This window comes from uncultured Jatrophihabitans sp. (assembly GCF_964246335.1).
Classification (GTDB): Bacteria; Actinomycetota; Actinomycetes; order Mycobacteriales; family Jatrophihabitantaceae; genus Jatrophihabitans.
Genome location: NZ_CAXTQF010000016.1, coordinates 1 through 23,552 on the forward strand (window position 1 = coordinate 1; position 23,552 = coordinate 23,552).

The 23,552-nt window shown below is 71.6% G+C and carries 23 protein-coding genes and 2 pseudogenes; 11 read left to right on the plus strand and 14 right to left on the minus strand.

The window, feature by feature from the left end; translation table 11 throughout:
- From ACFFCN_RS06915 to ACFFCN_RS06930, 4 genes and pseudogenes are all read left to right on the plus strand, one after another.
- Positions 1–857, plus strand: a pseudogene (locus ACFFCN_RS06915) (hypothetical protein); the annotation flags it as partial.
- Positions 857–1,084: a hypothetical protein gene (locus ACFFCN_RS06920; protein WP_375490410.1), complete on the plus strand. Its 228-nt coding sequence runs from the start codon at positions 857–859 to the stop codon at positions 1,082–1,084. The pseudogene ACFFCN_RS06915 and the gene ACFFCN_RS06920, both read left to right, overlap by 1 nt.
- A 75-nt stretch (positions 1,085–1,159) precedes the next feature.
- Positions 1,160–1,696: an RNA polymerase sigma factor gene (locus tag ACFFCN_RS06925; protein WP_375490411.1), complete on the plus strand. Its 537-nt coding sequence runs from the start codon at positions 1,160–1,162 to the stop codon at positions 1,694–1,696.
- Positions 1,693–2,412, plus strand: a complete 720-nt coding sequence (locus ACFFCN_RS06930; protein ID WP_375490412.1) for an anti-sigma factor domain-containing protein — start codon at positions 1,693–1,695, stop codon at positions 2,410–2,412. The genes ACFFCN_RS06925 and ACFFCN_RS06930 overlap by 4 nt, the downstream gene beginning before the upstream one ends.
- 108 nt (positions 2,413–2,520) lie before the next feature.
- On the opposite strand, the gene ACFFCN_RS06935 is transcribed toward ACFFCN_RS06930, so the two are convergent.
- The 4 genes and pseudogenes from ACFFCN_RS06935 to ACFFCN_RS06950 form a co-directional block, all read right to left on the minus strand.
- Complete coding sequence (locus ACFFCN_RS06935; RefSeq protein ID WP_375490413.1) at positions 2,521–3,339, minus strand: DUF1295 domain-containing protein; 819 nt, start codon at positions 3,337–3,339, stop codon at positions 2,521–2,523.
- Between the two features lie 64 nt (positions 3,340–3,403).
- Positions 3,404–4,696: a class I SAM-dependent methyltransferase gene (locus ACFFCN_RS06940; protein ID WP_375490457.1), complete on the minus strand. Its 1,293-nt coding sequence runs from the start codon at positions 4,694–4,696 to the stop codon at positions 3,404–3,406.
- Between the two features lie 48 nt (positions 4,697–4,744).
- A pseudogene (locus tag ACFFCN_RS06945) lies at positions 4,745–5,428 on the minus strand (DUF1365 domain-containing protein); the annotation flags it as partial.
- A 4-nt stretch (positions 5,429–5,432) separates the two neighbouring features.
- The gene (locus ACFFCN_RS06950; protein WP_375490458.1) at positions 5,433–6,677 is read right to left on the minus strand and encodes an NAD(P)/FAD-dependent oxidoreductase; all 1,245 of its coding nucleotides are present in this window, start codon (positions 6,675–6,677) and stop codon (positions 5,433–5,435) included.
- A gap of 263 nt (positions 6,678–6,940) precedes the next feature.
- On the opposite strand from ACFFCN_RS06950, the gene ACFFCN_RS06955 reads away from it, so the two are divergent.
- From ACFFCN_RS06955 to ACFFCN_RS06970, 4 genes are read left to right on the plus strand one after another with little or no spacing between them, the layout of a single operon-like run.
- Positions 6,941–7,780 carry a thioesterase family protein gene (locus ACFFCN_RS06955; RefSeq protein ID WP_375490414.1) on the plus strand — a complete coding sequence of 280 codons (840 nt, stop codon included), beginning with the start codon at positions 6,941–6,943 and terminating at the stop codon, positions 7,778–7,780.
- A gap of 14 nt (positions 7,781–7,794) precedes the next feature.
- A complete protein-coding gene (locus tag ACFFCN_RS06960; protein ID WP_375490415.1) occupies positions 7,795–8,286 on the plus strand; it encodes a DUF4395 domain-containing protein in 492 nt (163 codons plus the stop codon).
- 37 nt (positions 8,287–8,323) lie between these two features.
- On the plus strand, positions 8,324–9,145 hold the full coding sequence (locus tag ACFFCN_RS06965) for a CPBP family intramembrane glutamic endopeptidase (protein WP_375490416.1): 822 nt from the start codon (positions 8,324–8,326) through the stop codon (positions 9,143–9,145).
- A gap of 28 nt (positions 9,146–9,173) precedes the next feature.
- Positions 9,174–10,421 carry a GNAT family N-acetyltransferase gene (locus ACFFCN_RS06970; RefSeq protein WP_375490417.1) on the plus strand — a complete coding sequence of 416 codons (1,248 nt, stop codon included), beginning with the start codon at positions 9,174–9,176 and terminating at the stop codon, positions 10,419–10,421.
- A 9-nt stretch (positions 10,422–10,430) separates the two neighbouring features.
- On the opposite strand, the gene ACFFCN_RS06975 is transcribed toward ACFFCN_RS06970, so the two are convergent.
- On the minus strand, positions 10,431–11,270 hold the full coding sequence (locus ACFFCN_RS06975) for a DUF3097 domain-containing protein (RefSeq protein ID WP_375490418.1): 840 nt from the start codon (positions 11,268–11,270) through the stop codon (positions 10,431–10,433).
- Between the two features lie 63 nt (positions 11,271–11,333).
- Between ACFFCN_RS06975 and ACFFCN_RS06980 the strand changes: the two genes are divergently transcribed.
- Positions 11,334–12,074 carry a hypothetical protein gene (locus ACFFCN_RS06980; protein WP_375490419.1) on the plus strand — a complete coding sequence of 247 codons (741 nt, stop codon included), beginning with the start codon at positions 11,334–11,336 and terminating at the stop codon, positions 12,072–12,074.
- Positions 12,075–12,234: 160 nt separating this feature from the next.
- Here the strand turns inward: ACFFCN_RS06980 and ACFFCN_RS06985 are convergent, their stop codons facing one another.
- From ACFFCN_RS06985 to fabG, 3 genes are read right to left on the minus strand one after another with little or no spacing between them, the layout of a single operon-like run.
- Complete coding sequence (locus ACFFCN_RS06985) at positions 12,235–13,311, minus strand: ferrochelatase (RefSeq protein ID WP_375490420.1); 1,077 nt, start codon at positions 13,309–13,311, stop codon at positions 12,235–12,237.
- Complete coding sequence (gene fabI / locus ACFFCN_RS06990; protein ID WP_375490421.1) at positions 13,312–14,079, minus strand: enoyl-ACP reductase FabI; 768 nt, start codon at positions 14,077–14,079, stop codon at positions 13,312–13,314. It lies immediately after the preceding gene.
- Positions 14,080–14,094: 15 nt separating this feature from the next.
- Positions 14,095–14,838, minus strand: coding sequence for a 3-oxoacyl-ACP reductase FabG (fabG, locus tag ACFFCN_RS06995; RefSeq protein WP_375490422.1), 744 nt, complete (start codon positions 14,836–14,838; stop codon positions 14,095–14,097).
- Positions 14,839–14,908: 70 nt separating this feature from the next.
- Between fabG and ACFFCN_RS07000 the strand changes: the two genes are divergently transcribed.
- Positions 14,909–15,862, plus strand: a complete 954-nt coding sequence (locus ACFFCN_RS07000) for an NADPH:quinone oxidoreductase family protein (RefSeq protein ID WP_375490423.1) — start codon at positions 14,909–14,911, stop codon at positions 15,860–15,862.
- Between the two features lie 484 nt (positions 15,863–16,346).
- Here ACFFCN_RS07000 and ACFFCN_RS07005 read toward each other — a convergent pair whose 3' ends face one another.
- The 3 genes from ACFFCN_RS07005 to ACFFCN_RS07015 form a co-directional block, all read right to left on the minus strand.
- On the minus strand, positions 16,347–17,300 hold the full coding sequence (locus ACFFCN_RS07005) for a VWA domain-containing protein (protein ID WP_375490424.1): 954 nt from the start codon (positions 17,298–17,300) through the stop codon (positions 16,347–16,349).
- Positions 17,300–18,313 (minus strand): DUF58 domain-containing protein, encoded by a 1,014-nt coding sequence (locus ACFFCN_RS07010; protein WP_375490425.1) that lies wholly within the window; start codon positions 18,311–18,313, stop codon positions 17,300–17,302. The genes ACFFCN_RS07005 and ACFFCN_RS07010 overlap by 1 nt, the downstream gene beginning before the upstream one ends.
- 94 nt (positions 18,314–18,407) lie before the next feature.
- On the minus strand, positions 18,408–19,472 hold the full coding sequence (locus tag ACFFCN_RS07015) for an AAA family ATPase (RefSeq protein WP_375490459.1): 1,065 nt from the start codon (positions 19,470–19,472) through the stop codon (positions 18,408–18,410).
- A 151-nt stretch (positions 19,473–19,623) separates the two neighbouring features.
- Here ACFFCN_RS07015 and ACFFCN_RS07020 point away from each other — a divergent pair, with 151 nt between their 5' ends.
- Complete coding sequence (locus ACFFCN_RS07020; RefSeq protein WP_375490426.1) at positions 19,624–19,836, plus strand: acetone carboxylase; 213 nt, start codon at positions 19,624–19,626, stop codon at positions 19,834–19,836.
- A 4-nt stretch (positions 19,837–19,840) separates the two neighbouring features.
- Here the strand turns inward: ACFFCN_RS07020 and moaA are convergent, their stop codons facing one another.
- The 3 genes from moaA to ACFFCN_RS07035 all read right to left on the minus strand — a co-directional run bounded on the left by moaA (position 19,841) and on the right by ACFFCN_RS07035 (position 23,441).
- Positions 19,841–20,881, minus strand: a complete 1,041-nt coding sequence (moaA, locus tag ACFFCN_RS07025; RefSeq protein WP_375490427.1) for a GTP 3',8-cyclase MoaA — start codon at positions 20,879–20,881, stop codon at positions 19,841–19,843.
- Positions 20,882–20,940: 59 nt separating this feature from the next.
- Positions 20,941–22,341 (minus strand): C40 family peptidase, encoded by a 1,401-nt coding sequence (locus ACFFCN_RS07030; protein WP_375490428.1) that lies wholly within the window; start codon positions 22,339–22,341, stop codon positions 20,941–20,943.
- A gap of 74 nt (positions 22,342–22,415) precedes the next feature.
- Positions 22,416–23,441 carry a phosphatase PAP2 family protein gene (locus ACFFCN_RS07035; protein WP_375490429.1) on the minus strand — a complete coding sequence of 342 codons (1,026 nt, stop codon included), beginning with the start codon at positions 23,439–23,441 and terminating at the stop codon, positions 22,416–22,418.
- Positions 23,442–23,552 lie beyond the last annotated feature (111 nt).

Below are 23,552 nucleotides of genomic sequence, written 5' to 3' on the forward strand. Positions count from 1 at the left end.
CGCCCGCACCGGCGCCCCAGCCCGCGCTCGCACCGGCGCCGCAGCCGGCGCTCGCAGCCCAGCAGGCCACCGCACCGCAGCCGGCTCCCGCGCCCGAGCCCATCACAGCGCCCCAGCCGTCGCCCGCGCCGCAGCCCGCTGCCACGCCGGCGCCACGCGGGGGTCGGCACCGCAAACCCGAATCGGACAGCGCGTCATCGGATGCGGGAACCCGCTCCCTGCACGACCGGCTCGTCGAGCTCGGCGTGCCCGCCGGCTGGATCCCGGCCGGCGAGCTCGACACCTACCGCGCGGTCGACCAGCTCGCCGCTCGGGTGCCGTCGGCTCCCACACCCACGCTCCGGCGCGGACAGCTCCTCGCGGTGGTGGGGCCGACCGCCGCCGCACTGCGGGCCGCGAAGCACGCGTCCACGCGGCTGAGCGTCGACCCGCGGCACATCTTCGTGGCCGGCGGCCCGGAGCAGACACACGGCCGGCTGACCGAGCCGTGGTCGGTCGCCGCCGCAGTTGCCGCGGCCCGCGCGACGTCCGACGAACCGGTGATCCTCGTACTCGCGACGGACACCGTCGACGACGAAGCGCCCGAGGCCAACGGCGTGCGCGAGACGCTGCGGGTGGTGCTCGCCGACCACGTCTGGGTCGTTGCCGACGCGACGCGCAAGCCGGCCGACACCCGCGCGCTGACCAGGGCCGTGGGCACCGTCGACGCACTCGTCGTCACCGGCGCGGCGCGCACGGCCAGCCCGGCCTCGGTCCTGGGGCTCGGCGTGCCGATCGCGATGCTCGACGGGCGTTCGTCCTCGCGCGGCGCGTGGGCGGCCCTGCTGATCGACAAGCTGTCCAGCCCGGCGGCGTGATGTTGCGCTGGTCCGTGCTGCTCGGGGCATTGCTCGTCACCGCTCCGACGATCTGGGCGGCCTTCGGCGCGCAGACGATCAGCGTTTCGTCGGCGCTCGTGCACTACCTGGTGGCCGTGCCGATCGTGGCTGTGCTCCTCGCGCTGGTGCGCCTCGCGGCGCGGCCGGCAGCTCCGCGACGTCCCGGCACAGCGAAGAAGCCGACCCCGGGCGAGCCGGCGCCCTGAACGAATACGCAGCAGAGGATCATCGACGTCGGAACCGGCGGAACCGCAACGCCGGTCGGACACGAATAGGTGTACGTGGAGCCAGCACTCGCCGACGTAGGCGAACGCCTCAACCGGGGTGAGCCCCGCGCCTTGGAGGAGGCCTACCGCTCCCTCGGTCCGCTCGTCATGTCCTACCTCAGCCGGTACGTGCCGCAGCCGGACATCGAAGACGTCATGCAGCGCGTGTTCTACGAGGTGTGGCGCGTCCACGAACGCTTCGATCCCGAGCAGTCCCTGCGCGGCTGGGTGCTCGGGATCGCCCGCAAACGCGCGATCGACCACCTGCGCAAGCGCCGCGACGTCGTCGTCCCGCTGGACTCGATGCGCGAGATCACCGGCGACGACGGCCGCGAGGTCGCCGAGCGGTTGGTCTGGGCCGACGAGGTACGCGGCGCCCTGGACCTGCTGCCGGAGCTGCAGCGCCAGGTCATCGAGCTCGCGTACTTCGACGGCTACACCCAAACCGAGATCGCCGTCGCTCTCGACATACCGCTCGGCACGGTGAAGACCAGGACATCACGGGGTCTGCAACGCTTGGCCGGCCTGTTGGAAAACCGGAGGAACGCATGAACAACCATGTTTCCGACGACCTGCCCAGGTTGCTCACGGGTGACGCCGACCGCGATGTCGTGCTCGCCGCCGCGGAGCACCTGCGCACCTGCCCGGACTGCCAGCAGGACCTCGTGTCCGCGGTCGTCGCACACGCTGCGCTGACCTCGGCGCACCGCTTCGCGCCGGAGATCGTCGCCCACGACACCGAGGACCTCACCAGCGCTGCCGACGACGAACCGCCGCTGCCCGACCTCAGCTCGATGTTCGCCCGGGTGCACGACGAAGCCCGTGACGACGCCGCCCCGGCTGCGCGGCACAACCGCCGCCGGCTGGTCGCCGTGGCTGCAGCCGCTGCGGTGATCGTCGGGGGCGGCTCGACGATCGCGGCACTGGAACTGGGCGGTTCCGCTTCGGATGCCCGCTCGGTGGCGCTGTCCGCCTACCCGGAAGGCACCAGCTCCGCGCGCGCGAACGTGCAGATCCAGGACAGCAAGCTGAAGGTCGATGCCACCGCACTGCCGAAGCTCGACGCCCAGCACGTGTACGAGTTGTGGGTCACCGACCGCGACCGCAAGAACATGTCGCCGGTCGGGACGTTCGGCAACGGCCGGGCCGAGCTGACCGTGGCACGCAATGTGTTGGCGCAGTACAACGACTTCGAGGTCAGCGTGCAGCCGAGCAACGAGATCAAGGACTACAGCGGGCACAGTGTGGTCCGCGGCGAGTACGGCTGAGCCGTCCACCCGACCGTCCTCTCCTCACTCAGCGGGCCTGGGGTGCCTCGCCAGCGCCGGTAGGTGAGGAAAGGCCGGGTGCCAAATACACCCGACAACCGGCTCAGGTCAGCTGTCGGCGAGAGCGCGCTTCGCGCGTGGCGGCAGCGGGAAGAACATGCTGGTCCGGGCGGCGTACTCGTCCCAACCCGTGCGTGTGGACATGCTGCGCTCCAGCAGTCGCGCACCGGAGCCGACCGTCAGCAGCAACGTCATGATGATCGGCGAGAACACGGTCGCGACGCCGGGCAGCGCGTCCGCGGCGACGAGGAAGATCCCCCACCACACGCAGGCGTCCCCGAAGTAGTTCGGGTGCCGCGTGTAGCGCCACAGGCCCTCGTCGATGACCTTGCCCTTGTTGCCGGGGTTCGCCCGGAAGCGTTCCATCTGTTGGTCGCCGACGGCCTCGAAGAACACGCCCACGGCCCAGACGACGACGCCGATCCACGCCAGCACGCGCACCGGCCGCGGTTCGAACGCGCCGACCACGATCGGCGCGGCGATGAGCAGGCCGAGCAACCCCTGCAAGCTGTAGATCATCCGCAACGCGTACAGCTGCCGGTTGCCCTTGGCCTTGTCCAGCAGCTTCTCGTAGCGCGGATCCTCGCCCTTGCCGAGCGATCGGCGCCCGACGTGTATCGCGAGCCGCAGCCCCCACACCGCCGGCAGCGCGAGCAGCAGCCAACGGCGCAGCCCGTCACCGTGCCCGGACGACGCGAAGAACGAGACCACCGCGGCGCCGACGAACAGCAGCCCCCACGTGGTGTCGATGACGTTGTGCCGACCCGCGACCCGCGACGCGCCGAAAGTGATCAGCAGCAGGACGACGATGGCGAGCGCGACCCATCCCACGCCTGCCCAGAACGCCGCACCGTCGAAAGAATCCACGGATGATCACTACCCGCGCAGGCGCACGACATCGCTACGTGCCCAGCGTGATTTCGTGCGCGGGCTAGCGCGCCGGCAGCACCCACGGCCGGGTCGCCGGCATGTTGCTGACGCCCTGCGGATCGGGCTTCACGCAGAGGAACTGGTCGACGCCCATGCGTCCTTCCTCGAACGCGAGCATGCCGCCGACGAGGTAGAGCCGCCACACCCGCGCGACCTCCTCGCCCTGCAACGCGACGAAGTCGGCCCACCTGTCCTCGAAGGTCTGGATCCACTTCTGGACGGTCCACACGTAGTGCTCGCGCATGGCCTCGACGTCGCGTACCTCGAACCCGCCGCCCACCAGGTGCTTCGTGGTCTGCCACACCTCGCGCATGTGCATGTCCGGCGCGATGTAGCTCTCGATGAACGCGCCTCCGCCGGGCGCTGTCCCCTCGTGCCGCGACATCTGCTGCAGCAGCAATCGACCGGTCGGCTTCAACGCGCCGTACATGATCGACACGTACTCCGGGTAGTTGCCCTCGCCGACGTGCTCACCCATCTCGATGGAGCTGACGGCGTCGTAGTGTTCGCCGGTCTCGGCGAACTCGCGGTAGTCCTGCAGCCGCACCTCGAGCTTGTCGCTCAGACCGCGATCCGCGATGCGTTTGGCGATGAAGTCGCGCTGCTGCGCCGACAGCGTGATGCCGGTGACGTGCACGCCGTAGTGCTCGGCGGCGTGCAGGATCAGCGACCCCCAGCCGCAGCCGACGTCGAGCAGCCGCATGCCGGGACGCAGATCGAGCTTGCGGCAGATCAGGTCGAGCTTCGCCGTCTGCGCATCGTGCAACGACTGGTCGGGGTGCGTGAAGTACGCCGACGAGTAGGCCATGTGCGGGTCGAGCAGCAGTTCGTAGAACTCGTTGGACAGGTCGTAGTGGTGCGAGATGGCGGCGCGGTCGCGCAGACGTGTGTGCAACCTGCCGGTCAGCCGGGCCTCGGACGCCGGCGGCTTGGGTGCCGGGCCGAGCGCGCCGAGCCGGACGGCGCCGCTCGCTGCCTTGACCTTGTCACGCGTCGACAGCGAGATACCCGTCGTCGGTCGCGAACGGGCAAGCTGCCAGGCGCGCCGGAACCCGTCGGTGAGGTCGCCCTGCACATCGAGGTCGCCGGTGACGTACGCGCGGGCCAGACCCAACTCCCCCGGCGCCCACAGCAGACGGCGCAGCGCGCGCCGCGACCGGATGACGAGCACCGGGCCGTCGGCCGGGCCTGCCTCGCTGCCGTCCCAGGCGCGGATGCGCACCGGCAGCTCGAGGCCGGCGGTGTCGCGGACGAGCGCGGCGAGCTTGCCGGCTACGGTGCCGTTGTCGGACATCGGTTCCTCCGTCGGATTGTCGGTGATGGACGCGTGCGCGGGGCGGGGCTGCACCGGCAGGCCCTTACGCCACAGCCGAATGCCGTGCACGGTGATCAGGGCGCGCACCAGCCAGGTCTCGAAGGGGTGCCGCAGCGCGACACCGAGCACCGCCGCGCGCGTGGCCGGCCGGCGTACCCCGCGCACCGACGCCGTGAACGGCCGCGCGCCGGGCCGGTGCAGCGTGATGGTCACCGCCAGCCGCTCATCGGGTTCGGCCAGGCTCATCCGGTAGTGCCCGTCCACCGGGTAGAACGGCGAGACGTAGAACTCCTTCGCCGTGTCCACCCGGCCGGCGTCATCGGGGCGCAGCAGGTAGCGGTGCCGCTGCGCGTACGTGTTGTGCACCTCGGCAACGACGCAGACGAGTTCACCGGACGGCTCGTGGCACCAGAACAACGTCAGTGGGTTGAAGACGTAGCCGAGGCTGCGCGCGTTGCCGAGCATGGTGATGCGCCCGCCGCGCAGGTCGACGCCGTGCTCGGCGAGGTAGGCGTCGAGGTTCGCGCGCAGGGAGCGTGCCGGGTCGCCGAGATGGTCGCGCGCCTCGAACCGGGCGAGCGGCCCGTGTGCCGGCAGGTCGTCGAGGTCGACGAACCACAGGTAGCTGCGGTGCCGCACATCGTGGCGAACCGGCTCGGCACGCACGTGCGCGATGTCGACCTCGTACAGCGCCGGTGTCGACGCGCTCATGGAATCACCACTGCACACCGAGCGACGCGGCCGCGTCGACGCCGGCCCGTGCGCCGTCCTCGTGGAAGCCCCACCCGTGGTACGCGCCGGCGAAGGCCACCGTGCCGTCGTTCAACCGCGGAAGGCGTTCCCGGGCGGCGACGGAATCCATCGTGTACACCGGGTGCTCGTAGGCCATGCGGTCAATGACGGTCGACGGGTCGACGCTGTCCTCGCCGTTGAGCGTCACGACGTAGGTCTGCGGCGCGTCGAGCTGCTGCAGGCGGTTCATGTTGTAGCTGACCTGCACCGCGGTGGGCACGGCCTCGCACGCGGGCAACTGGTAGTTCCAGGACGCGGCTGCCCGCGGCCGGCGCGGCAGCACCGACGCATCGGTGTGCAGCAGGGTCGGGTTGACCGTGTAGTCGATCGCGCCGAGCAGTGCACGTTCGTCACGGGTCGGCTCGCCGAGCATGCCCAGCGCCTGGTGCGGGTGCGTCGCGATGACGACGCCCTCGTAGTGCTCCACGACGTCGGCGTCGTCGCGGATCTCCACACCCTGGCCGACGCGGGTGACGGCACGGATCGGGGTCGACGTGTTGACGGCCGTCAGGCTCTTGGCCGCCTTCTCGACGTAGCGGGCCGACCCGCCGGTGACGGTGTACCAGACGGGGCTGCCGGTGACGCCGAGCGCGCCGTGGTTCTGCAGGAACGTGAACAGGTACTTGGCCGGGTAGTCGCCGGCCTCGGTCGGCGCCGTCGACCACACCGCCGCGACGACCGGAGTCACGAAGTGCGAGACGAAATAGGGCGAGAACCCGTGCTCGGCGGTGAACTGGCGCAGCGTCAGCGAACCGTCGTCGCCGGCGAGCACCTCGTGTGCGCGGCGGTAGAAGCGCACGATCTCGCGCAGCAGGCGCAGGTAACGCGGTGTCAGCACCGTCCGGGCGTCCGGCAGCAGACCGGACAGGCCGCGCCCACCGGCGTATTCGAGCCCGCATCCCGCGCACGAGATCGACATGCTCATATCGGATTTCTGCGTCGCGACACCCAGCTCGCTGAACAGCCGCCGCAGCATCGGATAGGTACGCAGGTTGTGCACGATGAAGCCGGTATCGATGTTGCGCAGTACGCCGTCCGCGCCCACGACGTCATGAGTATCGGCGTGGCCGCCGAGTCGGTCGTCGGCCTCGAAGAGAGTGACGTCCGCGTCGTTCTGCAGGACGTACGCCGCCGTCAATCCGGCGACACCGCTGCCCACGACTGCGATCCTGCGGCGTGACTGTCCTGCATGCACGTGAAGCCCTCCCGGCCGTGGTTCGGCGGCGAACGGGCGGACCCGTCCACTGGACGCTCTACTCACCGTTCGTGCGCGGCCCTGTGTCCGGTTCCAACCGGGCGCAGCGTATCCGCCGAGCAGGGCGCGCAACCGGGTCAGGACATGAAAGGGCGAGCGGCACGGGAGGGATGTGCCGCTCGCCTGACGCCACTGTAGGGCATAGCGGCCCTTTTCCGGCGTACTACGTTCACCGCGTGCCAGGTTCTTACTTCACCCGGACCGCCGAGACGTCCGACACCGGCCGTTACCTCGCCGGTTCACACACCGCCGGGCCCTGGGCCGAGCACCTGCAGCACGGCGGCCCGCCGAACGCACTGGCGGTCGTCGCGGCGGAGCGGGCCATGCGCGCAGCAACCGGCCGCGACGACCTGCTGGCGATGCGTCTCGCGGCCGACTTCGTCGGTCCGGTGCCCGTCGGCGAAGTCGAGACGCGGGCACAGGTGCTGCGTGCGGCGCGCAGTGCAGCGCTCGTCGAGGTCGTGATCACCGCCCAGGACCGGGACTGTCTGCGGGCGCGGGTGTGGTTCGTGCGCGTCGCGGACACGTCCGGCGCGTCCACCGACGATGGCGTGGTCGTGCCCGCGCTGCCCGCCGAGCGCGGCGTCCTGGGGATGGAGTTCGGCTACGGCGCCAGCATCGACTGGCGCTTCACCAGCGGCAGCTTCACCGAGCCCGGACCGGCAGGGGTGTGGGCAGCGCCGACCGTCGCGCTGATCAGCGACGACGGCGATGCGGCGGCCGACCCCGCAGGCGGCTTCGGCACCGGGACCTCGGGTCTCGCGCGCGTTGCGCTCGTGGCCGACTCGGCCAGCGGCGTGAGTTCCGAGCTCGACTGGGCACGTTGGTCGTTCCCGAACGTCGACCTCGACATCCATCTCGCCCGTCCGATGGCCGGCAGCTGGGTCCACATGCAGGCCCGGACGACGGTGGGGCCGTTCGGTACGGCGCTGGCGCATTCGACGCTGTCCGACCGCGACGGTCCGGTCGGGGCCGGGCTGCAGACGCTCGTGGTCTCGCCCATGCCTACCCGCTAGGTAGAGTTGCGGGCGTGTTTGGCTTTCCCAATCCGGTGAACGAGGTCGCTGCCCGTACGGTCGCCGCCGGCGTCGCGGTGCTCTGCGCCGTGACTCTCGTGCTCAGCGCTGCGCTCGGTACCGGATGGTTGTGGTTGACCGCAGTCCTGGCCTACGGCTTCGTCGCCCGGGTACTGACCGGCCCGACGCTCAGCCCGCTCGGCCGCGTCGCCACGCAGGTCGTCGCGCCGCGGCTCGGGCACGAGAAGCCGGTGGCCGGTCCGCCGAAGCGGTTCGCGCAGGGCATCGGCGCGACCCTGTCCGTCGCCGCGGTGGTGCTGCACTTCGGTTTCGCGGCCGACACCGCCGCGCTGGTGTTGGTCGCGGCGGTGCTCGTCGCAGCGACCCTGGAGTCGGTGTGGGCGCTGTGCCTCGGCTGCCGGATCTTCGCCGCACTGATGCGCGTCGGACTCGTGCCCGAGGAGACGTGCGCGGCGTGCGCCGACATCTCGCTGCGCATCGCCTGACGCCGGCACCGCGCGCCGCTGCGGCACACTGATCGACGTGAGCAGCGTGGCCAGCGACGCCGGGCGCGAGGACGCCGACGTCGACCCGGAAGCCGGACCCGGTGCGGCGAGACCGCGCAGGCTCGGCCTCGAACTGCTCGTCGTCCTCGGCGTCACCTACGGCATCGACGGCCTGAACTCGCTGCTCGAGTTCATCCGTGACCAGATCACCATCAACCACGGCGTCGGCTTCCGCAACGTCGCCACTGCGCCGATCAAGCAGGCCGCGCCGACGCACCAGTGGCTCGACATCCTCACGCAGCTCGCCAGCATCGTGCAGGGGCTCATGCCGGCGCTGTTGGCGATCCTGCTCCTGGCACGTTCCCCGGCCGGCCGCGGCCTGGGCATCGGCCTGGATCGGTTCGACTGGCGCGAGCTGGGTCTGGGCGCCGGGTTCGCTGCCGTCATCGGCATTCCCGGGCTCGGCCTGGTGTGGGCCGCGCGCGAGCTTGGGCTCAACGCCCAGATCGTCGTCACCGACTTCCCGGACGTCTGGTACCGGATCCCGACGCTGCTGCTCGAGGCGTTCCAGCAGGGCATCGGCGAGGAGATCGTGGTCTGCGCCTACGTGCTGATCCGACTGCGCCAGCTCGGCTGGAGCAACACCCGGGCGCTGGCGGCGGCCGCCGTCCTGCGCGGCTCGTACCACCTCTACCAGGGCTACGGCGGCTTCATCGGCAACGCGGTGATGGGCGTCGTGTTCGGCTGGTGGTTCCAGCGCAATCGGCGGGTGTGGCCGCTGATCGTCGCGCACTCGATCATCGACGCGGTGAGCTTCATCGGCTACGTCTACCTGCACGGGCGCGTCAGCTGGATTTGAGTTTCCCGCGACTGGCATCGTCACACAGGTGACCGATGTCGAGATCGTCAATCCGGTCGACGCCGACGAGGCCGAGGCGTGGGCACTCGTGTCGGCCACCGCACTGCTGGCACCGGTGGCCGGCGAGAAGTACCGGCGGCGCATTCATCGGTTGACCGGTTCGTGGCTCCCCGAGCGGGTGTGGGGCGCCCGGGCCGACGGTCGCTGGGTCGCGAACCTGGCGACGATGCCTCGGCGGCTCGGCGTGCCGGCCGGCTCCACCGGCACCCACGAGGTCGCGGCCGACGCGGTGACCGCCGTCGGGGTCGCCGCCACGCACCGCCGCCGGGGCCTGCTCAGCGCGATGATCACCTCGTCGCTGGCTGCGGCCGCAGCGCGTGGGGATGCGGTCAGCATCCTGTGGTCGGCGGAATGGCCGATCTACGGCCGCTACGGTTACGCACCCGCGGCGTGGGAGAACTCCTACGTCCTGCATCCGCGGCGTACGCGCCCGCTGCTCGATCCGCCGCGGGGCAGGCTGTACGGCGCGAGCCGGGCCGAGGCCGGCGTCCTCGCCCCGGCCGTCTACGACGCAGCCCGCCGTCGACGCGCAGGGGAGATCGACCGGCCGGACCCGTGGTGGTCACAACTTCTTGGCCTGGACGGGCACGTTGCACAGGACGACGACGTGGTGCCCGTCGTGCACGAGGGCGCCGACGGCGCGGACGGTCTGCTGCTGTGGCGGACCACCCAGCGTTTCGGGTTGCACGACGACATGGGTGGTGTGCAGGTGACCCAGCTGGTCGCCGCGTCCGACGACGCCTACCGCGACCTGTGGGCCTACCTGTGTGGGCTCGACGGCGTCGCGAAGATCGAGATCAACGCTCGTCCCCAGGACGAGCCCATCCGCTGGCAGCTGCGCGACGCGCGGGCGCTGCACACGGAGGCGAGCGGCGATGCGCTGTGGCTGCGCCTGCTCGACGTTCCTGCAGCGCTGTCGACCCGGGGCTACGCCGGCAGCGACCGGCTGGTGCTCGAGGTGGCGGATCCCGCGGGCTTCTGCGGCGGCGTCTTCGAATTGGCCGCCGACGGGGGTGCCGCACGATGCGAGCCGCGCGACGCCGCCCCCGACCTGCGCCTCGACCAGCGTGCGTTGGCTGCCTGCTACCTCGGCGGCAACCGGCTGCGGGCGGTGTCGTCGGGGCTGGCCGTGGAGGAGGTGACGCCCGGCGCGATCGACCGTTTCGACGCACTGTTCGCGACGTCGTGGGCACCGTGGACATCGACCGCGTTCTGACCTGCCACCTCACCCGGTGACGAAGTCGATCAGCTCCTCCACCGCGCGCAGCAGCGGTACCTCGACGTCGGCGAAGCTGTCCACGCTCGCCAGCACGCGCCGCCACATCTCGCGCGGCTCGGACACCCCGAGTGCGGCGCACACGCCGGACTTCCAGTCGACGCCGCGCGGTACCTGCGGCCACGCGGCGATGCCGAGGGCGGTGGGCTTCACCGCCTGCCATACGTCGATGTACGGATGGCCGTTGACGAGCACGTTCGGGTCGCGCACCTGCGCGACGATGCGCGTCTCCTTGCTGCCGGCGACGAGGTGGTCGACGAGCACGCCGACGCGTCGCTGCGGACCGGGCCGGAACTCGCGGACGTGCGCGACGAGGTCGTCGATCCCGCCGAGCGGCTCCACGACCACGCCCTCGACGCGCAGGTCGTCACCCCAGACCCGTTCGACCAGCGCGGCGTCGTGCACACCCTCGACCCAGATGCGGCTCGCCCGCGCCGTGCGCGCCCGCTGCCCGTCGACGGCGTAGGAACCGGACGCGGTGCGCCGCGGCGGCTTCGGTGCCTGTGCCGCGGCCGGCGCGGGCCGGACGAGCGTCACCGTCCGGCCGTCGAGCAGGAACGCCGCGGGCAGCATGGCGAACACCCGGCGCTTGCCGTGCCGGTCCTCGAGGGTCACCGCATCGCGGCGCTCCCCCGCGTCCAGCGCGTGCCCGACCTCGACGACCGCGCCGCAGAACCGGCCGTCGGCCGTCTCGACCACCAGGTCGCGCTCGGCCGGCACCTGCGGCACCTGCTGACGGCGCGGGTGCGGCTGGGCGAGAACGTCGGCGACGTCGCGGTAGTCGGGCACGAGCGCGACCGTACGGCCCGGCCAACCCCGGTGCGCGGTGCCACGCCCGTACGCTGGGACGCCGTGCCCGTCCTGCGTTCCGGCCCGCTCGCCGCGTGGGCGAATGCCCACCTCGCCGGGCGGGTCGGCATCGATCAGGTCGTGGACGCGGTCACCGGTCGCGATGCCGCGCACCGCGTGGAGTCGCTGCCGGACGGCGGCGCGACGTTGCTGGATCTGCTCACGGCCTGGCGTCGCGACGGCGGGCCCGTGCGGTGCGCGCTGCCGGTGGCCGGCGACGTGCGCGGGCTGGCCGGACCGGCCACGTACCGGTCAGCCGCACTCGTCGCGGGCGAGGCAGTGGCTACCGCCGCGCTCGGTGCCGTGCCGGACGTCGTCGACTACGCGCCCAGCAGCAACCCGAGCGCGGTCACCTGGCAGGTCTTCGCGCTCGAGCCCGCGCCGGCCGACCACCTGTCCGTCGCCGACGCGCAGTACGAACTCACCGGCGCGATCCGCGAGTCGGCGTCCGCACTCGCCGCGGCGCAGGTCGCGCAACCGCTGCCGGGTGACGACGCGCTGCACGCCGCCCGGCGCGCGGGTGAGCGCGTCAACCTCCCGCCGGGTTTCCCGCAGCGCGCTGTCACGCTGCTGGCGCAGGCCGAGCGCATCGCGGCGATCGTCGACCTCGCGCTCGTCGACCCGCTCGGCGGTGCGGTGGACCGTATCGGGATCGGCGACCGCGACGCCGCGCTGCGGCCGCTGGCAACCGCCGCCCGTCGCGCCCGGATGGCCGCCTACAACGCCACCGCCGGCCTCCCCTGACGCGGGCCCCGCACCCCACCCGCAGCAGGTACGGGTGGCCGCCCCTTGGGTTTGCACCCGGAACGGTTGCCATCGGGCAGGTATCGACCCCCGTTAGCCACGCCTACGGGTGCAAACGAAGGCCAGGGCCGCGAACGAGGCGCCTCGGTGCAGACGATGACTACGCGGCAGGGGGTTCGCCCGCGGGCGGCGTGGTGACCGCGGCCGGACGCTGCGGCGCCGGGCAGCACCCGGCCGGGCAGTCGATGCCGCACAGCCCGAGGTTGCCCAGGCTGCGCGGCGCCGCGTCGGCCAGCCGCTCCTCGACGAGCTCGCGCAGCGCCGTGACGAACGCCGGATGCGTGCCCGCGGTGGCTGCGCGGACGAATGCCATGCCCAGCGAGGCCGCCGTCTCTCGCGCCTCGTTGTCGAGGTCCCAGAGCACCTCGATGTGGTCGGACACGAAACCGCTCGGCATGTTCACCACCGCCGGCACGCCCCGCTCGGCCAGCTCCCGCAGGTGGTCGTTGATGTCCGGCGCGAGCCACGGCACCTGCGGCGGTCCGGACCGCGACTGCCACACGACGTCGAAGTCGGCGCCCGGCCCGCGCACCGCCTCGGTGATCAACCTCGCCGTCTCGCGCTGCTGCGCGGCGTACAGGCCGTCGCGGCGCGGACCGGAGGCGTCGTTCATGGTCTGCGGGATGGAGTGCGCGGTGAACACGAGCCGTGCGGTGTCGCGCACGTCGGCCGGCAGCCGGGCGAGCGCCTCGCGCAGGTGGTCCGCGCCTGCCGCGACGAAGCCGGGGTGGTCGAAGAAGTGCCGCAGCTTCACCAGCTCGGGCGCGCCGTCGCCGACCGCCTCGCGCGCACCGGCCATGTCCTCGCGGTACTGCCGGCACGACGAGTACGACGCGGTCGCGCTGGTGGCGAGGACGAGCGCGCGCTGCACGCCGTCGTCGCGCATCTGCCGCACCGCGTCGGCGGCGTACGGCGCCCAGTTGCGGTTGCCCCAGTAGATCGGCAGCCCGATGCCGGCGTCGGCGAATTCGGCGCGCAGGGCGGCGATCAATGCCCGGTTCTGTTCGTTGATCGGCGAGACACCGTCGAAGTGCTGGTAGTGCTCGGCGACGTCGGCCAGCCGCTCGTCCGGGACGCCGCGCCCGCGGGTGACGTTGCGCAGGAACGGCAGCACGTCGGCCGGGCCCTCGGGGCCGCCGAACGACAGCAGCAGCAGCGCCTGGTAGTCGTTGCGCACCTAGACGCCCATGGCGTGGAAGCCACCGTCGACGTGCACGATCTCGCCCGTCGTGGCGGGCAGCCAGTCCGAGAGCAGAGCGACGGACGTGCGGGCGACGGGCTCGAGGTCGGTGTTGCTCCAGCCGAGCGGTGCCCGCGAGCTCCACGCGTCCTCGAAGGTGGCGAAGCCCGGGATGCTCTTGGCGGCCATGGTGCGCAACGGGCCGGCGGACACCAGGTTGCAGCGGATCCTGCGCGGACCGAGCTCGCGCGCGAGGTAGCGCGACGTCGATTCCAGACCCGCCTTCGCCACGCCCATCCAGTCGTAACCGGGCCACGCGACGGTGGCGTCGAAGGTCAGCCCGAGCACCGAGCCTCCGTCCTCACCGAACAGCGGCAGGCACGCCACGGCGAGCGACTTCAGCGAGTACGTCGAGATCTGCACCGCGGTCGAGACGTCCTCCCACGGTGCGTCCAGGAAGTCACCGCCCAGACACGACGCCGGCGCGAAGCCGATCGAGTGCACGACGCCGTCCAGCCCGTCGACATGCTCGCGCACCCGGTCGGCGAGCGAGTCGAGTTGCCCGGCGTCGGCGACGTCCAACTCGATCACCGACGGCGGTTGCGGCAGCTTGCGCGCCACCCGCTCGACCAGCGACATGCGCCCGTAGCCGGTGAGTACGACCGTCGCGCCCTCCTGCTGCGCCAGCCGCGCGATGGCAAACGCGATCGAGCCGTCGGTGATCACGCCGGTGATCAGCAGCCGCTTGCCGTCGAGCAGTCCCATCCGCGTCCCTTTCTGCTACAGACCCATGCCGACGCCGCCGTCGACGGGCAGCACCGCGCCGGTGACGTAGGCGGCGGCGTCCGAGGCCAGGTACAGCGCGGCACCGGCGATCTCGTCGGCGCTGCCGTACCGCGCGAGCGGCACGCTCGCGAGCACCTCGTCGCGGCGGGCCTGCGTCATGGCCGCCGTCATGTCGGTGTCGATGAAACCCGGCGCGATGACGTTGGCGGTGATCGACCGGCTGCCGAGCTCGCGGGCCAGTGAGCGCGCCAATCCGATCAGGCCCGCCTTGCTCGCGGCGTAGTTCGCCTGGCCAGGTGCGCCGACCAGCGCCACCACCGACGACACGAAGATCATCCGGCCGCTGCGGGCGCGCAGCATGCCCTGCGCGGCGCGTTTGGCGACGCGGTAGGCACCGGTCAGGTTTGCGTCGAGCACCGAGGTCCACGCCGATTCGGTCATCCGCAGGAGCAGTGTGTCGTCGGTCGTGCCGGCGTTCGAGACCAGCACCTGCACCTTGGCGCCGAACTCCGCCTCGACTGCACCGAATGCGGCGTCCACGTCGTCCGCGGAGGTCACGTCGCAGCGCACGCCGAACAGGTCGTCGGGCGGCCCGGACCCGCGGTGCGTCACCGCAACACGGTCACCGTTCGCGGCGAAGGCCCGGGCGATCGCCAGCCCGATGCCACGGTTGCCGCCGGTGACGAGGACGGTGCGCGCGGTGTCGCCGCCTGTGTCCCGGTCGGCTGCGCTGGTCACGTCGTCCGACGCTAGCGGATCGGCGACGCGCGGCGGCGCCGTCACCGTTACCGCCGCGTACGGTCGCCCCATGCGTGCCATCCAGATCACCGAGTTCGGCGGACCCGAGACGCTGGTCGTCCGCGACCTTCCCGACCCGCAGGAAGCCGACGGACAGCTCGTCTACGACGTGCTCGCGGCCGGCGTGAACTACGCCGACACCCACCAGACCGAGGACTCCTACCTCGCGAAGCAGACGCTGCCACTCATCCCGGGCGGCGAGGTCGTGGTCCGCGGCCGCAACGGTGAGCGGCTGGTCGGCCTCATCGGCTCCGGTGGCTACGCGCAGCAGGTCGCCGCCGATCCGCGCACGCTGTTCCCGGTGCCGGACGCCGTCACCGACGGTCAGGCGCTGACCACGCTCGTGCAGGGCGCGACAGCGTGGCACCTGCTGCGCACGAGCACGCACCTGCAGCCGGGCGAGACCGTCGTGGTGCACGCCGGGGCCGGCGGCGTCGGCACGATCGCCATCCAGCTCGCCAAGCGGTGGGGCGCAGGCCGGGTCATTGCCACGGCGTCGAGTGAGGACAAACGGGCGCTGACGCTCGAACTCGGCGCGGACGCCGCGGTCGACTCGCGTTCCGACGACCTGCGCACGGCACTGCGCGAGGCCAACGACGGGCGTGGCGTCGACATCGTGCTGGAGATGACCGGCGGCAGCGTATTCGACCAGAGCCTGGCCGCGCTGGCCCCGCTGGGCCGGCTCGCGGTGTTCGGCATGGCCGGTCGCACGCCGCCGTCCCCGGTGGACCCGGGCAAGTTGATGGGCCGCAGCACGGCGGTGATCGGGTTCTGGCTCATGCACGTCGCGCAGCGACCGCAGCTGCTCGCCGCGGCCGTGAACGACCTGATGGAGCTGATCGCCGCCGGCGAGCTGCGTCCGGTGGTCGGCGACACCTATCCGCTGGCTGACGCCGCGGACGCACACCGGGCACTGCTTTCCCGCGGCTCGGTCGGCAAGCTGGTGCTCGACCCGCAGGCGTGACGCCGGCGCAGCGCCGCCGGGCGGAGCGCCGCGGGCCTAGCACCGCGTGGCTGCGGAGCGCGGCCCGCGAGGACACCAGCCCCCCTCCCGGTGATCAACAGCAGGTTCTGGTCGCCAGAGCAACCATAAGCTGCTGTTGATCACCGGGTTGGCGACGGCACAAATGCTGCGCCGTCACCGGGGTTGGCCGGGCCGTACGGTCGCGCACCGGGCGCTGCTCTCCCGCGGCTCGGTCGGCAAGCTCGTGCTCGACCCGCAGGCGTGACGCCGGCGCAGCGCCGCGGGGCTGAGCGCCGCGGGCCTAGCACCGCGGGCCTAGCACCGCGGGCCTAGCACCGCGTGGCTGCGGAGCGCGGCCCGCGAGGACACCAGCCCCCCTCCCGGTGATGAACAGCAGGTTCTGGTCGCCAGAGCAACCATAAGCTGCTGTTGATCACCGGGGTTGGCGACGGCACAAACGCCGCGGCGTCGGACGGCGCAGTGGCTAGACCAAGCGACCGGACCAGAGCATCGCGGCGGCAGCAGCGCCCATCAGCACGAGCAACCCGGCGAAGAAGTAGCGGCGACTGATGTCGCGGTGCGAGGTCGTGTACCCGATCTGGGAACCGATGTTCTGATACACCGACTTGAGCTCCTGCTCGGACGCCGCGGTGTGGAACGAACCGCCGGTCTCGGCCGCGATCTCGTGCAACGCGGTGTCGTCGGCCGGTACCGGTTGCACCCGGCCGTCGATGGTCACCGTGCCGGTCGGCGTGCCGAAGGCAATCGTCGACACCTGCACGCCGGCCTTCTTCGCGGCCGCGATCGCCGACGTCAGTGACCTGCCGACGGTGTTCGAGCCGTCGCTGAGCAGCACGATGCGTGAGGGCGGCGGCTTCTCGCCCTTACGCGTGGTCGACTCGGAGAACGTCTGAATGGCCTGCAGCGAGGTGAAGATGGCCTCGCCGATCGCGGTGGACGTCTCGAGCTTCAGCTTGCCGATCGAGCTCTTCACCGCGGCCCGGTTGAGCGTCGGCGGCTGGAGCAGGTTCGCCTGGCCGCCGAAGGACACCAGGCCCAGGTTGATGCGCTTGGGCAGCAGATCGACGAACTGCTGCCCGGCTTTCTTCGCCGTGGCGATGCGCGACGGCAGCACGTCCGTCGCCTCCATGGACAGCGAGACGTCGATGTCGAGCATCACGGTCGCGCGCTCGCGCGGCACGCGGACGGTGCCGGCCGGGCGGGCAGTGCCGAGCGAGAGCACGATCAGCGCGATCAGCAGCAGCGCGAACGTCAGGTGCCGCCGCCATCCGGGCCGGCGCGGCGCAAAACTGCCGAGCAGCTCGACATTGCTGAACCGCGCGACGTAGCTCTTGCGACGTGCCTGCAACACGAGGTAGACCGCGGCGAGCGCGGCCACCGGGATGAGCAGCAACAGGTACAGCGGGGACAAGAACATCAGCGGACCCCCGCCCCGACGGCGCCGACGACGAAACGTCGGCGAGCGATCACGAAACGCACGACATCGGTGATCCAGTCGCGGTCGGTACGCAGCTGCAGATGCGCCGCGCCGGCGTGCCGCAGGGAGCTCGCGATCTGCTCGCGCTGCTTGACCGCGGCCTCGGCGTAGCGCGCTCGCACTTTGCGGTCCGACGTCTGCACCTCGAGTTGACGTCCGGTCTCGGTGTCGACGAACGTCACCAGGCCGGCCGCGGGCAACTCGAGCTCACGCGGGTCGAGGATCTCGACGGCGAGCAACTGGTGCCGGTCCGACAGCCCGCGCATCGGCCGCTCCCACACCGGCGGTTGCTGAGTCTTGCGGTTGGCACCGCCCACCGCGTCGAGGGCACCGGCCGAGCTGTCGAGGAAATCGGAGATGACCGCGACCAGCCCGCGCCGACGTTGCGGACGGCGCAGCATCTCGAGCATCGCGGCGAGGTCGTTGCGTCCGGAGTTGTGCGCGCGGGGCGTGTCGGCGATCCGGCGAAGCAGATGCCGGGCATGGGCACGTCCCGCGCGCGCCGGGACCACGTACGTCTGCTCGCCGTTGCCGACGACCGCGCCGACGCGGTTGCCACCGCGCACGGTCATGTGCGTGATCGCCGCGATCGCGGCAAGCACGAGCTCACGCTTCTCGGTGCGTGCGGTACCGAAGTCCATGCTCGGCGAGAGGTCCACGACCAGCCACGTCTCGAGCTCGCGGTCGGCGATGGTCTGCCGGATGTGCGGCTCGTCGGTGCGCGCCGTGACCGCCCAGTCCATCCGGCGCACGTCGTCACCGATGGCATACGGCCGTGACTCCCCCGCTTCGCTGCCCGGGCCCGGCACCAGGCCCTGGTAGTTGCCCTGCAGCAGGCCGTCCAGCTTGTTGCGGACGGTGAGCTCGAGCCGACGCAACAGCGCGTCGGAGTTCGCCGTGTCGAGGGTCGGCCCGTGGTCGACGACCTCGGGCCCGCTCGGGGGTGTCGTCACGCCCGTGGGCACGGCCGACGTGCGTCATCGCCAACGCCGGCCATGCCCGCGACAACGTGCAGCGTTCTTCGCGGAGCGTTCTCAGGGGATGTATTCACGCCGAGCGCTCACCCCAGCGGGCCTGGCCCTGCTGCTGGCCCTGCTGCTGACCCTGCCCAGCGGCCGCGCCGTACACCAGTTGCTGGGAGCCGCCCGGTGTCATGTCCGGCGGACCGCCGGCACGCTGGCGCGGTGCCACCTGCGGCAGCGGCACGGCCTGCAACAGCCGGCGCACCGCATGCGCAGCGGGCACGCCGTCGGCGATGGCGTCATAGCTGAGCACCAACCGGTGGCCCAGCACGTCGACCGCAATGTCCAGGACGTCCTGCGGCAGCACGTAGTCCCGGCCACGCATCAGTGCCATGGCGCGACCGGCGGCGATCAGCCCGAGACTGGCGCGCGGGCTGGCGCCGTAGGACACCCACTGCGCGACGTCGTTGAGGCCGAGCTGCTGCGGGCTGCGGGTGGCGAGCACGAGACGCACGACGTAGTCGACGATCGCGTGGTGCACGAATACCCGTCCGGCCGTCGCCTGCAGGCGCTGCAGCTCGTCGGTGCTCAGCACCGCGTTGGCCTGCGGCGGGGCAACGCCCATCCGGTAGATGATCTCGCGCTCCTCGGCAGCCGACGGGTAGTCGACGGCGATCTTCATCAGGAAGCGGTCGCGCTGCGCCTCGGGCAGCGGGTAGACGCCCTCGGACTCGATGGGATTCTGCGTGGCCAGCACAAGGAACGGCGCGGGTACGTCGTAGCGCTGGCCGCCGATCGACACATGCCGCTCGGCCATCACCTCGAGCAGCGCCGACTGCACCTTGGCGGGGGCGCGGTTGATCTCGTCGGCCAGCACGAAGTTGGCCATGATCGGCCCGAGCTCGGTGTCGAAGCGCTCCGATCCCTGGCGGTAGATGCGGGTGCCGACGATGTCGGACGGTACGAGGTCCGGGGTGAACTGCAGCCGGGCGAACGATCCGCTGACCGTGCGGGCGAGCGTCTCGACCGCGAGCGTCTTGGCCACGCCGGGCACGCCCTCGAGCAGGCAGTGGCCCTGGGCGAGCAGGCTCGCGACCAGGCGCTCGACCATGCGCTCCTGGCCGACGATGACGCGCTTGACCTCGAACATCACCCGTTCGAGCGCCGTGGCGTCGGCCGCCGGGGTCTGCACGTGTTCGGGTTCGGACACCGATCTCTCCTCGTTTGCCGTTGCCGCCGGGGTAACCGGCCGCTCGCCGCGGTACGAATCACGGTACGGGACGTGCCTGTACGGTGCCTGGGTGTTCGCGCCCCCGGATCAGGCGGGTGACGAGCCGCGCTGCTCGGCCAAGGGGTGCCGCAACGCAGCGACCGTGGATCTGAGCTGGCGCAACCCGCGCCTGCACGATGCCTCGCGGGACAAGCACTGGCTGGCCTGCGACGAGCACGCCGACTCGCTGGCCGACTTCCTGTCACGGCGGAACTTCCTGCTGGGCCGCGACCCGCTCGGCTGAGGCGTCAGCCGCCGATGGCCGACATCGTCCGCCGGGGCTGTTCGAAGCCGGCGCTGCCGATGCCGTGACCGGCCTGCTTGCCGGCCACCGCCGTCACGATGAGCTCGCCGAGCTCGGCGTCAGTGGCGCCGGCCCGCAACGGGCCGCGCAAGTCCGTCTCGTCGTGCGCGAACAGGCAGGTGCGCAGTTGCCCGTCCGCGGTGAGCCGCAGCCGGTCGCACTCGCGGCAGAACGGCCGGGTCACCGAGGCGATGACGCCGACCTGCGGGCGTGCGGCCGGCCAATCGTCGCTGCCCGGGCCGTCGAGGACGTCGAACAGTTCGGCGGGCGCGGCGCCGCGCGCGGACGTCGGCGCGAGCACGAACCGGGTGCGCAGTTGCTCGAGGATCTCCTCTGCGCGCACCATTTCGGTGGCCGACCACATGCGGTCCGCGTCGAGCGGCATGTGCTCGATGAAGCGCAGTTGGTAGCCGTGGCGCAGCGACCACGCCAGCAGCTCCGCGGCCTCGTCGTCGTTCTGCCCGCGCACCAACACCGTGTTGATCTTGACGGGCGCGAGCCCGGCCTGCGCCGCCGCGTCGATGCCGCGCAGTACGTCCGGCAGCCGGTCGCGCCGGGTCAGCGCCGCGAAGCGATCGGCGCGCAGGGTGTCGAGCGAGACGTTGACCCGCGCCAGCCCGGCCGCGGCAAGGTCGCGGGCCTGCGTCGCGAGGGTCACGCCGTTGGTCGTCAGCGATACCTCCGGCGCCGGGTCCAAGCCGGTCAGCGCCGCGACGACGTCGGACACCGACCGGTGTACGAGCGGTTCGCCGCCGGTCAGCCGGACGCTGGTGACGCCGTGTGCCACGAAGATGCGCGCCAGTCGGACGAACTCCGCGTCGGTGAGGCGCTGCGCCTTCGTCAACCAGTCCAGGCCCTCGGCGGGCATGCAGTACGTGCAGCGCAGCGAGCACAGATCGGTCAGCGAGATGCGCAGGTCGGTGGCCACCCGCCCGAACCGGTCGCGCAGCGGCGTGACCTCGGGTGTGACTGCTGCGGCGTGCACTTCGCCCAAGCTACGCGCGCCCTTGGCCGAACCCGTGACACCACCAGCTCGCGAACGGCTCAGGTCAGCGGGCGGGTCGCTCCGGCGTAACCGGGCTGCACCTGGCGCCACGGCGTGATCTTCACGACGTCCCCGCTCTGCGGCGCCTGGATGACATCGCCGCCACCGATGTAGATGGCGACGTGCCCGATGCCACCGTCCTCTTTCCAGAACAGCAGATCGCCGGGTTTGAAGTGACTCGGGCTCGGGTGGTACGAGCCCGCCTGATGATGCTGGACCGCGGCCTGATGGGTCCAGCCGCGGTCCCAGGCGAACAGGACGAGGCCGGAGCAGTCGAAGCCGACCGTGCCGCAGGGTGCGACGGGATCCGAGCACCCGCCCGTGGTGGGGCCGTACTTGTTGCCGCCGGCCCAGATGTAGGGCGTCCCCAGCCACTCCTTCGCGCGTTTGACCGCGAGCCGGCCCTTCGCCGCGGTCCATCCGCCACCGCCGGGGCCTGGGCCCGAGGAGACCGGCGGGCTGTAACTGCTGCCGCCACCGCCGCCGCCACCGCCACCGCTGTGGTGATGGCGCTGCTGCCTGCGTGCCGCCGCCTGTTCGGCGATCGCGCGGGCGCGCGCTGCTGCAGCAGCCCGGGCCTCAGCCGCTGCCCGCGCCACGGCCTGCTGGTAGGCGCGCTGCTGCGCGACGTAGGTCAAATACAGACCGCGCTGGTGCGTCAGGGTGGCCAACTGCTCCTGGGCCGCGGTCAGCTGTGTCCGCGCCGTGTTCTGCGCCGCCTGCAACTGCTGCTGCTGGATCTGCTCGGCCGCTACTTCCCGGTGCGCCGCCGCGACGGCTGCCTTCGCCACCGCGGCCTTGGCGGTCTTGTCCTGCACGGCCCGGCGCGCAGCGGCGTCGGCGTTCGAGCGCGCAACCGTCGCGGCCTGCATCGCCGAGATCGCGTTGATCTGGCTTGCTTCCTCGTACTGCTCGAGCGTGTTGCGGTCGACGAGTGCGGTGGGGTCCTGCGCGGTCAGCAGCGAGCCGGTCGTCCCGGTCACCTGTCCGTCGGCGTAGGACGCCTGGACGTAGGCGACGAAGTTGCGGTGCGCCGTGACGACGCGCTGGTTCGCAGCGCGGACCCGGGCCTGTGCGGCCTCGGCGGCCGTTTTCGCGTCCTCGAGCTGGGAGATCGCGAGAGCGACACGCTGCTCGGCGAGTTCCTCCCGCCCCCGGGAGGCGTCCAGCTCACTCTGTTCCTGCGCCACCTGTGCCCCGAGCCGGCCGACCGTGGTGGCCACGGCGTCCTGCGCGGCGTGCGCGGCGTTGACCTGGCCCTGGGTCACCTTCGGCACCGGCTTGGGCTTGGGCGGCAGTGCCGCGGCCGGCCCGGACACACCGACGAGGACGCCGGTCACGGATGTCAGCGCGAGGGTCACCCCGATGACGCGGCGTGCGGCGGTGCGGCGTAGGTGCACGACAACAGCTCCCGGTGAGGATCGCACCCCCTGTCACACTGGACAGAGGAACAACAGCGGCCTCAGAGTGCCATTTATGTCTCGTGTGCGCCAGTGGGCACACTGGCAACTTCAACACCATTCGTCACATCAATAACATCCGTCGCGGCTTTTCGCCGCCAATGTCGGATCTCCCAGCGCCGAAGCGCCAGGTCCACAGCAAGCGCATAGCCGACACCGGCCAGCAGATCGAGCACGTAGTGCTCGCCGCAGTAGACGAGCGTGAACCCCATGGCTACGGGATACAGCGCCAACAGGTACCGCAGCCGGGTGCGCAGCCGGGCGGCGATGGCCAGGGCGACCAGCGTCGCGAACGCCACGTGCAGTGACGGCATCGCCGCGACCGGATTGGAGCCGCCGCTCTGGGCGTCGGCCAACGTGCGCTTGACGTCGCCGAGGTCGAACCACGTCCAGCCGCGCGCCGACAGCCGCGCCACCGGCGGGCTGAAGCCGTCGCGCGCCGCGTACCACGGCGGCGCCTCCGGGAAGACGCAATAGGTGACCAACCCGGCCACCGCGAGCAGCACCACCCGCGAGATGAAGCGCAGCCAGGCGGTGCGATCGCGCAGCCACAACACGGCGGCGAGGATCGGGGTGGCGAGGAAGTGCGAGGTATAGATCAGCGTGCACAGCGCGTCGTACCAGTAGACGTGGGCCGGGTTGTAGAGATGCTGCTGCAGCCACACGGTGGGCTCGGTACCGCCGAACAGCCAGCGCTCCGCGTGCACGATGTCGCCTTCATGCAGCGCAATGCCCAGTGAGTCCGCCACGCCGCGCGTGCGGTCGTAGAGCAGCAGCACGCCACTGAAGGGCAACCAGTCGAGGACCACCTGCACGGCTCGACGCCGGCCCCGCCCGATGCTGGTCAGCAGCAGACCGACGACGACGAGGACGGCGAGAGTCAGTCGGCCCGTGGGTACGCCGACGACGATGACGATGCCGACGACCACAGCCAGGTACACCGCGTACGCGCCCCTGCGGATGCGCCGCCGGTCGGGTGCCGGCTGCGATGGCAGCTCGCGGTCAGCGGCGGCCGCCGCTCGCCGAACACGCACCGTCACCGGCAGGAGTCTATTGCCGCGACGTCCGGTATTGCGGCGGCATGCCGACACTGCAGCGTGATATCTTGACGTCAAGATACCTTGTCCGATCCAGCGACCGATGTGGAGCGT

Coding starts and splice junctions, on each gene's coding strand:
- ACFFCN_RS07000 (WP_375490423.1), top strand. CDS start 14,909: ATGCGTGCCATCCAGATCACCGAGTTCGGCGGACCCGAGACGCTGGTC.
- ACFFCN_RS06920 (WP_375490410.1), top strand. CDS start 857: ATGTTGCGCTGGTCCGTGCTGCTCGGGGCATTGCTCGTCACCGCTCCG.
- fabI (WP_375490421.1), bottom strand. CDS start 14,079: ATGGGACTGCTCGACGGCAAGCGGCTGCTGATCACCGGCGTGATCACC.
- ACFFCN_RS06930 (WP_375490412.1), top strand. CDS start 1,693: ATGAACAACCATGTTTCCGACGACCTGCCCAGGTTGCTCACGGGTGAC.
- ACFFCN_RS06940 (WP_375490457.1), bottom strand. CDS start 4,696: ATGTCCGACAACGGCACCGTAGCCGGCAAGCTCGCCGCGCTCGTCCGC.
- ACFFCN_RS07005 (WP_375490424.1), bottom strand. CDS start 17,300: ATGTTCTTGTCCCCGCTGTACCTGTTGCTGCTCATCCCGGTGGCCGCG.
- ACFFCN_RS07015 (WP_375490459.1), bottom strand. CDS start 19,472: ATGTTCGAGGTCAAGCGCGTCATCGTCGGCCAGGAGCGCATGGTCGAG.